Origin of the sequence: Paenibacillus sp. FSL M8-0228 (assembly GCF_038007385.1) — a bacterium.
GTDB classification, from domain to species: domain Bacteria; phylum Bacillota; class Bacilli; order Paenibacillales; family Paenibacillaceae; genus Paenibacillus; species Paenibacillus polymyxa_D.
Genome location: NZ_JBBOXA010000001.1, coordinates 5,144,811 through 5,155,000 on the forward strand (window position 1 = coordinate 5,144,811; position 10,190 = coordinate 5,155,000).

General features: G+C 47.0%; 5 protein-coding genes, 1 tRNA gene and 3 rRNA genes (1 of these 9 only partly in view). All 9 read right to left on the reverse strand.

Annotation, left to right across the window (positions count from 1 at the left end; translation table 11 throughout):
* Window positions 1-13 precede the first annotated feature (13 nt).
* Window positions 14-2,458: an ATP-dependent protease ATP-binding subunit ClpC gene (gene clpC, locus MKY98_RS23385; RefSeq protein ID WP_069011499.1), complete on the reverse strand. Its 2,445-nt coding sequence runs from the start codon at window positions 2,456-2,458 to the stop codon at window positions 14-16.
* Window positions 2,459-2,502: 44 nt separating this feature from the next.
* On the reverse strand, window positions 2,503-3,567 hold the full coding sequence (locus MKY98_RS23390) for a protein arginine kinase (RefSeq protein ID WP_069011500.1): 1,065 nt from the start codon (window positions 3,565-3,567) through the stop codon (window positions 2,503-2,505).
* Between the two features lie 28 nt (window positions 3,568-3,595).
* Window positions 3,596-4,120 (reverse strand): UvrB/UvrC motif-containing protein, encoded by a 525-nt coding sequence (locus tag MKY98_RS23395; protein WP_069011501.1) that lies wholly within the window; start codon window positions 4,118-4,120, stop codon window positions 3,596-3,598.
* A 69-nt stretch (window positions 4,121-4,189) separates the two neighbouring features.
* Window positions 4,190-4,654, reverse strand: a complete 465-nt coding sequence (locus tag MKY98_RS23400) for a CtsR family transcriptional regulator (RefSeq protein WP_013312188.1) — start codon at window positions 4,652-4,654, stop codon at window positions 4,190-4,192.
* Window positions 4,655-5,191: 537 nt separating this feature from the next.
* Window positions 5,192-6,379 (reverse strand): GNAT family N-acetyltransferase, encoded by a 1,188-nt coding sequence (locus MKY98_RS23405; protein WP_069011502.1) that lies wholly within the window; start codon window positions 6,377-6,379, stop codon window positions 5,192-5,194.
* Between the two features lie 163 nt (window positions 6,380-6,542).
* Window positions 6,543-6,659 (reverse strand): 5S ribosomal RNA (gene rrf, locus MKY98_RS23410).
* A 150-nt stretch (window positions 6,660-6,809) separates the two neighbouring features.
* Window positions 6,810-9,757: ribosomal RNA gene (locus MKY98_RS23415) — 23S ribosomal RNA — on the reverse strand.
* A 242-nt stretch (window positions 9,758-9,999) separates the two neighbouring features.
* A tRNA-Ala gene (locus tag MKY98_RS23420) sits at window positions 10,000-10,075 on the reverse strand.
* Window positions 10,076-10,172: 97 nt separating this feature from the next.
* Window positions 10,173-10,190 (reverse strand): 16S ribosomal RNA (locus MKY98_RS23425) (it continues 1,538 nt past the right edge of the window).
* The 16S, 23S and 5S rRNA genes sit together here with 1 tRNA gene alongside, the layout of an rRNA operon.

Here is a 10,190-nt window from a genome sequence, read left to right on the forward strand (position 1 = left end):
TTAGTAAACTGCTTTAGGACTTGGCAGATACATTACCCTTTTTGGTTACAGTCAATGTACCGTTCTCCTCATCAATGAAGAGAGAGTCACCTTTAGTAATGTTGCCAGTCAACAATTCCTCGGACAGGCGATCTTCGATATGCTTCTGGATTGCACGACGCAATGGACGCGCACCATACGCTGGATCAAAGCCTTCCTTCGCAAGGAATTTTTTAGCGTTGTCTGTCAACTCGAAGTCAACCTCATACTCATTCAGGCGTTTACGCAGCTCCTCAGACATGAGTGACACAATTTCAGCAATATGTTTTTCTTCGAGAGAATGGAAAACGATAATTTCATCAATCCGGTTCAAGAACTCAGGACGGAAGCTTTTCTTCAATTCATCCATCACTTTGCCCTTCATATTATCATAATCCGCCCCAGCGTCTACTACAGCTGTAAAACCAAGCGTGGAGTTACGTTTAATAGCCTGTGCACCAACATTAGATGTTAGGATGATGAGTGTGTTACGGAAATCGACGACACGACCTTTGGAATCTGTTAGACGACCATCTTCCAGAACTTGCAGAAGAATATTGAATACTTCTGGGTGTGCTTTTTCAATTTCATCCAGCAATACAACAGAGTAAGGCTTACGACGTACCTTCTCGGTCAGTTGACCGCCTTCCTCATATCCAACGTACCCTGGAGGCGCTCCTACCAGACGGGACGTGGAGTGTTTCTCCATATATTCAGACATATCAATACGGATAACCGCATTTTCATCTCCAAACATGGATTCAGCCAAGGCGCGTGCCAACTCTGTTTTACCCACCCCAGTTGGACCGAGGAAAATAAAGGACCCAATTGGACGCTTCGGATCTTTCAGTCCGGCACGTGCCCGGCGAATCGCCCGGCTTACTGCCTTAACTGCTTCGTCCTGTCCGATTACCCGCTCATGCAGCAACTCTTCCATATTCAACAAGCGGTGTGTTTCTTCCTCTTTCAGCTTGCTGACTGGAACACCTGTCCAGATTGCAACGACTTGAGCGATATCCTCTGGTGTAACTTCAGAATCTGTACGACCCTGTTGTTCTTTCCATTGGTTTTTGGTCACGTCTAGCTCTTCACGGATTTTTTGCTCTGTATCACGCAGGGCTGCCGCTTTTTCAAACTCCTGACTTTGTACCGCTGAATCCTTTTCCTTCCGGATATCTTCCAGACGGTTTTCCAGCTGTTTCAGGTTTGGCGGTACAGTGTAAGAATTCAGTCTTACTTTGGAGCCCGCTTCATCAATAAGGTCAATAGCCTTATCTGGCAGGAAGCGATCAGTGATATAACGATCTGACAATTTTACGGCTGCTTCAATAGCCTCATCTGTGATCTTTACACGGTGATGCGCTTCGTAACGGTCACGCAGACCATACAGAATTTGAATCGCCTCTTCTGGAGAAGGTTGATCCACTGTAATGGGTTGAAAGCGACGCTCCAAAGCAGCATCTTTCTCAATATATTTGCGGTATTCATCCAGCGTGGTCGCACCGATGCATTGCAGCTCGCCACGTGCTAGAGCAGGTTTCAGGATGTTGGACGCATCAATTGCGCCTTCCGCTCCACCAGCACCAATCAGCGTATGCAGCTCATCAATGAACAACACGATATTACCCGCTTGACGAATCTCGTCCATAATTTTTTTCAAACGATCCTCGAATTCGCCACGATACTTGGTGCCTGCTACCACAGAGCCCATATCCAGTGTCATTACGCGCTTGTCGCGCAATGTTTCGGGAATCTCATTCGCTATGATTTTTTGAGCCAATCCTTCGGCAATCGCCGTTTTACCTACCCCAGGCTCACCAATCAGAACCGGATTGTTCTTTGTACGGCGGCTGAGCACCTGAATTACGCGTTCAATTTCCTTGCTACGCCCAATAACAGGGTCCAGGTTGTTTTCCTTCGCAGATGCCGTCAGATCGCGTGCCAGACTGTCCAGGGTTGGCGTGCTGACATTAGCTGGAGCACCGTGATGGCTGGAAACAGCCTCGCTGCTGCCGAGCAATTGAAGCACTTGCTGACGCGCTTTGTTCAGACTGATGCCCAGGTTGTTCAGTACGCGTGCTGCTACGCCTTCGCCTTCACGAATAAGACCAAGCAAAATATGTTCTGTACCTACATAGGTATGGCCCAGTTTGCGGGCTTCATCCATAGACAGTTCGATGACTTTTTTGGCACGTGGAGTATAGGCAATGTTCGTCGGTTGCTCTTGACCGCGTCCAATCAACGTTTCCACTTCATCCTGGATTTTTTCCAGTCCCAGGCCCAAACCGATTAAGGCTTTCGCTGCTATTCCTTCACCTTCACGAATGAGGCCTAGCAAAATGTGCTCTGTACCAATGTTGTTGTGTCCCAATCGAACTGCTTCTTCCTGAGCCAAAGCAAGCACTTTCTGTGCACGTTCCGTAAATCTTCCAAACATCATATATCCTGCACCTCCACAGTGTGTATTTCAGATCATTTTATATATTAAAGGGTTGTGCCTAATTTTTGCCGGATCAGCTTCGCCCGGTACATATCGCGCTCTTCGGTATTCATTTTATCCCCAAAGCTTTTTTGCAGGAACCCGGGTTGTGTCATCACATTCAGCTCATTCATCGCTGCGGTGGAAGGACGCTCCAAAATCCCCAAATCTACGCCAAGACGTACATCAGACAGCCGCTGTGCAGCCTCCTTGGAATCCAATACTGCTGCATACGACAAAATACCGAATGAACGCATCACCCGATCTGTAATTCGCAGCATAGATTCATTCATTAGCCTTTCTCTGGCAGAACGCTCGTGCTCAATAATTTGTAGCACCACGCCATGAAGATTCTCAATAATTTCCGCTTCGGTTTGTCCCAGTGTAATCTGATTAGATACCTGAAACAAATTTCCGACCGCTTCGCTGCCTTCACCGTAAATGCCGCGAACTGTAAGACCTACCTGTGAAACAGCAGACAATATACGATTGATTTGATGAGTCATGACTAATGCGGGCAAATGCATCATCACCGAAGCTCTCATACCTGTGCCGACATTCGTCGGACAACTGGTTAGAAAACCTCTCCGATCATCAAATGCATAATCAACATGCGCTTCAAATGCATCATCAATAACCATAGCGCGTTCCCAAGCTTCTCTAACCTGACATCCCGGATATAAGCACTGGATACGCAGATGATCCTCTTCGTTTATCATAACACTAACCGATTCATCATCGCTAATTAAGACAGCACCGTTACGAGATTCGTTCGCCAAATTAGGACTAATCAAATGCTTCTCAACCAGCACCTGCTTGTCGATCTCATCCAACTCGGATATTTTCAACGTATGAAAAGTACCAAAACCGTCTAAATCATCATACTGAAGGATATCCGTCAAGCGCTGAAGTGCTTCTTCCGACTGCTGATTGGTAGCAAGCATGGGAAAAGGCAGATGCTGCAAGTTACGCGCAATTCTTACTCGGCTGCTAATGACAATCTCCGAATCCGCAGCATCACCACGCATCCAGTCACTTAGCGGCTTCTCCGTAAACCGAATATTGGGCATTACGCATCCCTCCTACTCTTCACAAACTTTACTCTTCAGTCATTTCTTTTTCAAGCTCTCTGATTTGATCCCTAAGCTCAGCAGCTGATTCAAACTCTTCCTGTACAATATGCTGTTGCATCTCTTTTTTCAAATCGTCAATTTGCCGTTTAACCTTCAGTCGGCCACCAGTACGAACCGGAACTTTACCAACATGATTCGTACTGCCATGCACACGCTTGAACAGAGGGTCCAGACGATTACCAAAATATTGATAGCACGACGGGCATCCGAAACGTCCCAGCTTACTAAACTGTGCATAGGTCATGCCACAATCCTTGCATTGCAGGTTCTGCGGACCACTGTGGCCTGGTGACTGGCTCTTTGTACTGGAGTCAAAATCCAACATCCCCGACAGCAAGCTATGAATTGAAAAGCCGTTAGGTGTTCCAGGGATCATCTCCCCTTTTTCCTTCGCACACGTCTCACAAATATGAAACTCTGTCTTTTCGCCATTCACAATTTTGGTGAAATGCAAAGTTGCCGGCCGCATATTACATTCTTGGCACAGCATAAAAGCACCTCCTTCAATGTCAGGATTTAATACCCACCCTACATCCAAAAATTAGTCTCTATTCACACATTATTTGGTCGCCAGCAATGAGATCAGCATAGCCTTAAGCAATCTTGCTCGCAGTTGATCACGATAGGGAAGCTTCAGTAATAATGTATCCCTCGATAAAGCAGCCTTCATTAGATTAGCTTCCCTTTTGCTTAAAAAATGGGCTTCCTCTAACTGATAAATCAGTCCTTCTGCTGCTGATTGGCTAATTTCCTCCCCGATGCTCTGATGAAGATGTGTATGGATGGCATGCTGTGCGGGTAGCTGAATTCGCTGAATACGAATGTAGCCTCCACCACCGCGTTTACTTTCCACCACATAGCCTTTTTCCAGCGTAAACCGGGTGCTAATTACATAATTAATTTGCGACGGCACGCAGGAAAAGCGGTCAGCCAGATCATTACGCTGAATCTCCACTAAACCTTGGGGACTTTCCAGCAATATACTCTTCAAATATTGTTCAATAATATCGGAAACATTGCGCATTTCATCATCCTCCACTAACGGAAACGCAAGTATTCAAGTACATTTCACGCTCCACAGAGTCCGCCGTATATTGAACTTAACCAAACGGTAAAGTCACGAATCTAAGCTGTATTTAGGCTATTGCCTGTTCTACATTCATTGAAATGTACCGTTTTGTCTCTAGTGTGGCCTTTATTTGCGATTAATCATACACTTCTCTTATGTTCATAAGAGTCAGCTCCTAACTATACGCAAATCATTTCAATCCTCGTTTGCTTCTTTACTATCGAAATTACTTCATACGGCCAATCCATCAGCATAATACTTTTACAGAATCACACTAGGTTTGATTGACTTTGACTTTCTTTGACTATATTCACATTATAGCACATTATTCATTTTTGCCAAGGGGTCAATACCATTTTTCGCAATCTAATTATGTTTTATACAATACCATAAAAAAACTCTTCCCATTACAGAAAGAGTTTTGAAAATAATGATAACCACACAAGTTATATTCTCTGAAAGATGAGCTTAAAAGATCTAAATAGGCCTTTATCAGAAAAAATCTAATAAAAACGTTTGATTTACTGGTATTACGCGTTTAAGGGCAGACACAGACTCACTACTCCCTTCAATCCGCTCCCACTTATACAGATCATCAGCCTGCTGATAGCCAAGCATCAGAGTCGTCAGTGACTGAATCCCAAGTTTCAAGTCAGCTACTATGGCGTTTTCAGATGAATTGCTTATATCCACTCTCTCCAGATGTCCTTGCCCCTCCGTAGTAATCGTTAATCTCCATAATCCATCATTCCATGGAGCATACCGATCTGTCAGATCTAAGGTTAAACTTGTTTCCTCTTCAAGCTGTTCAAAAGGGTATCTTTCTACAAAAGCAGCTGCATCCACAATACGACCCATAAAATAAGGCACAGTTTCCTGTTGAATTCGTGGATCATCGAGTAAAAATGGTAAATTGTCATCTGCTGGAACGTAAATAAATTTGCCTTGGGTTATCATGGAGTCATGATTTGCAAAATAAGTCCATAAAGCCCGACGAGCCGTCACATTTTCATATACCAACTCATCACAATTCAACTGTTTATCTTCAATTTTGTATAGTGCATATCCCTGAGGATCGCCTGTTGCTGAGTAATATACCACAGTTCGATAGTTCTCATTTAAAATCCGCTCTTGCCACCATTCCTTATCTCGTACCAGCGTGCCATTATAACGAGATGCATACGCTTGATACACTTGGTCCAGTTCTAAAATATTTTTGATATCGCGTTTGACTGTACCCTCTGTTTTAAGTTTTGCGGGGAATTTTTCAATGGGAATGACGTACTTTTTGTATTCAATATACGTTTCCCATCCAAATTTACGATAGAAGGCAAAGGAGAATGGATGCAGAAAAGAAAGGCTTTGTCCCGCAGACTTCATCTCCTCAAGCGCATGCGTCAACAAGCGTGATACCATGCCACCGCGACGCTTCTCTGGCCATGTTGCCACACCAGCAATGCCTCCCATATCAAAAACCTGACCGTTTATGTATACCTGTAGCGGTAACAAAGTCAGTTTAGCATTCAAGTCATGTCCGTCGAATATTCCCCATGTTTGCTCTGGTTTGAACTTCTTCCTGGCTTTCTCCAGATCCTCCAGGGACATTGTAAACTGAAAAGCATATTGAGATAATTCAATAGCCGCTTCAAATTCCTTACGTTGTAATTGTCTGATCTCCATAACTTCGTCACCTCGCTTGTATACTTGGACATCCATAAAAAGATTACACACTTAGAGTGTGGCAAACCCCATTCTCTCTGTCAACCTTAGAAACAGGCGGTCATCCAAAAACACATAAAAAAAGGATGATAATCTCACTGAGATTATCATCCTTTTCACTTTTGCTTGGCGACGTCCTACTCTCCCAGGACCCTGCGGTCCAAGTACCATCGGCGCTGGAGGGCTTAACGGTCGTGTTCGGGATGGGTACGTGTGGAACCCCTCCGCTATCGCCACCAAACATGAATTTACATCGTAAATTCTTTCGTATGATATTCGCTTCATCACTTATCGTGTGAATGAATAGCTATGCGCTTGTTGTATGTATTTCTACATACCTTCAAGGTTACACCTTGAAAACTGGATCCGAAACTCATTTGCGTTTTATTTTTAGGATAAGCCCTCGACCGATTAGTATTGGTCAGCTCCATGCATTGCTGCACTTCCACCCCCAACCTATCTACCTCGTCGTCTTCAAGGGGTCTTACTAATTGGGAAATCTCATCTTGAGGGGGGCTTCACGCTTAGATGCTTTCAGCGCTTATCCCTTCCGTACATAGCTACCCAGCGGTGCTCCTGGCGGAACAACTGGTACACCAGCGGTACGTCCATCCCGGTCCTCTCGTACTAAGGACAGCTCCTCTCAAATTTCCTACGCCCACGACAGATAGGGACCGAACTGTCTCACGACGTTCTGAACCCAGCTCGCGTACCGCTTTAATGGGCGAACAGCCCAACCCTTGGGACCTACTTCAGCCCCAGGATGCGATGAGCCGACATCGAGGTGCCAAACCTCCCCGTCGATGTGGACTCTTGGGGGAGATAAGCCTGTTATCCCCAGGGTAGCTTTTATCCGTTGAGCGATGGCCCTTCCATGCGGTACCACCGGATCACTAAGCCCGACTTTCGTCCCTGCTCGACTTGTAGGTCTCGCAGTCAAGCTCCCTTCTGCCTTTGCACTCTTCGAATGATTTCCAACCATTCTGAGGGAACCTTGGGGCGCCTCCGTTACTCTTTAGGAGGCGACCGCCCCAGTCAAACTGCCCACCTGACACTGTCCTCGCACCGGTTCACGGTACCAAGTTAGAACCTAGATACGATCAGGGTGGTATCCCAAGGATGCCTCCCTTCAAGCTGGCGCTCAAAGTTCGACGGCTCCCACCTATCCTGTACAGATCGTACCCAAATTCAATATCAAGCTGCAGTAAAGCTCCATGGGGTCTTTCCGTCTTGTCGCGGGTAACCTGCATCTTCACAGGTATTAAAATTTCACCGGATCTCTCGTTGAGACAGCGCCCAAGTCGTTACGCCATTCGTGCGGGTCAGAATTTACCTGACAAGGAATTTCGCTACCTTAGGACCGTTATAGTTACGGCCGCCGTTTACTGGGGCTTCGGTTCATAGCTTCGCTCTTGCGAGCTTACCACTCCCCTTAACCTTCCAGCACCGGGCAGGCGTCAGCCCGTATACTTCGCCTTGCGGCTTCGCACAGACCTGTGTTTTTGCTAAACAGTCGCTTGGGCCTTTTCACTGCGGCCCCCTCGGGCTATTCACCCTACCGAGGCACCCCTTCTCCCGAAGTTACGGGGTCATTTTGCCGAGTTCCTTAACGAGAGTTCTTCCGCGCGCCTTAGAATTCTCTTCTCGCCTACCTGTGTCGGTTTGCGGTACGGGCACCTTCTCCTGGCTAGAGGCTTTTCTTGGCAGTCTGAGATCATGACCTTCGCTACTACAATTTTCGCTCCCCATCACAGCCCAGCCTTAACGATGTGCGGATTTGCCTACACATCAGCCTCACTGCTTAGACGGACATCCATCCGTCCGCGTCACTACCCTACTGCGTCACCCCATCGCTCATAACGGATTACGGTGGTACAGGAATTTCGACCTGTTGTCCTTCGACTACGCCTATCGGCCTCGCCTTAGGTCCCGACTTACCCTGAGCGGACGAACCTTCCTCAGGAACCCTTAGGCTTTCGGCGGATCTGATTCTCACAGATCTTTTCGTTACTCATACCGGCATTCTCACTTGAATGCAGTCCAGCGCTCCTTACGGTACACCTTCAACCCGCATTCAACGCTCCCCTACCCCTGATGCAAGCATCAAGCCATAGCTTCGGTGGTGTGTTTAGCCCCGTTACATTTTCGGCGCAGAGTCACTCGACCAGTGAGCTATTACGCACTCTTTCAATGGTGGCTGCTTCTAAGCCAACATCCTGGTTGTCTGTGCAACTCCACATCCTTTCCCACTTAACACACACTTGGGGACCTTAGCTGATGGTCTGGGCTGTTTCCCTTTCGACAATGGATCTTAGCACTCACTGTCTGACTCCCGGAACTAAATCTATGGCATTCGGAGTTTGACTGAGCTTGGTAACCCTTGCGGGCCCCGCACCCAATCAGTGCTCTACCTCCACGATTCTTCTTTCCGAGGCTAGCCCTAAAGCTATTTCGGGGAGAACCAGCTATCTCCGGGTTCGATTGGAATTTCTCCGCTACCCCCACCTCATCCCCGCATTTTTCAACATGCGTGGGTTCGGGCCTCCAGTGCGTGTTACCGCACCTTCACCCTGGACAGGGGTAGATCACCCGGTTTCGGGTCTACGTCCACGTACTCATTCGCCCTATTCAGACTCGCTTTCGCTGCGGCTTCAGCTCTTCACCTTAACCTTGCACGGGAACGTAACTCGCCGGTTCATTCTACAAAAGGCACGCCATCACCCGTGATTTTTCCAAAGGAAAATATCATAGGGCTCTGACTTCTTGTAAGCACACGGTTTCAGGATCTATTTCACTCCCCTTCCGGGGTGCTTTTCACCTTTCCCTCACGGTACTGCTTCACTATCGGTCGCCAGGGAGTATTTAGCCTTGGCAGATGGTCCTGCCGGATTCATACGGGGTTTCACGTGCCCCGCACTACTCGGGATCCGTCTCGGAGAGAACCAGTTTTGAACTACAGGGCTTTTACCTTCTCTGGCGGGCCTTTCCAGACCTCTTCATCTAACCGGTTCCTTTGTAACTCCATGTGAGACGTCCCACAACCCCAAGGAGCAAGCTCCTTGGTTTGGGCTAATCCGCGTTCGCTCGCCGCTACTGACGGAATCACTATTGTTTTCTCTTCCTCAGGGTACTTAGATGTTTCAGTTCCCCTGGTCTGCCTCTATTCTGCCTATGTATTCAGCAGAAAGTGACTGTCGATGAAGACAGCCGGGTTTCCCCATTCGGACATCCCCGGATCAAAGCTTGCTTACAGCTCCCCGAGGCCTTATCGTTGTTCGCCACGTCCTTCGTCGGCTCCTGGCGCCTAGGCATCCTCCGTGTGCTCTTTGTAGCTTAACCTAGACTTTTCTTTCCAAGAAAGAACATGTCGATGTTCGATAAAGAATGATTTTTGCCAGAGGCAAAAGATCTTTCCTTACCTGCTACCTTTATTTCACTTGTTTACACAAGATCAGCTTAAAGGAATATTCTAAAACGCAATTTCGTTTCGGTATCCAGTTTTCAAGGTGCAAGGCTGTTTGATTATCAATCAATCTCCAAGGAGTTAACGATTCTCTTACAGTTTATGATGAAATTGTAATTGGTGGAGCCAAGCGGGATCGAACCGCTGACCTCCTGCGTGCAAGGCAGGCGCTCTCCCAGCTGAGCTATGGCCCCTCACAAGTTCCATCAAAACTGAACAAATGGAATGATGAATTTTGAAGCTTACGCTTCATATTTGAATGTTTCCGTTGCAGGAAACGATTCTCCATAGAAAGGAGGTGATCCAGCC

Bases quoted from the DNA above. Each gene is read 5' to 3' on its own strand.
- MKY98_RS23400 (WP_013312188.1), bottom strand. From the start codon at position 4,654: ATGCGCAATGTTTCCGATATTATTGAACAATATTTGAAGAGTATATTG.
- MKY98_RS23395 (WP_069011501.1), bottom strand. From the start codon at position 4,120: ATGCTGTGCCAAGAATGTAATATGCGGCCGGCAACTTTGCATTTCACC.
- MKY98_RS23405 (WP_069011502.1), bottom strand. From the start codon at position 6,379: ATGGAGATCAGACAATTACAACGTAAGGAATTTGAAGCGGCTATTGAA.
- MKY98_RS23390 (WP_069011500.1), bottom strand. From the start codon at position 3,567: ATGCCCAATATTCGGTTTACGGAGAAGCCGCTAAGTGACTGGATGCGT.
- clpC (WP_069011499.1), bottom strand. From the start codon at position 2,458: ATGATGTTTGGAAGATTTACGGAACGTGCACAGAAAGTGCTTGCTTTG.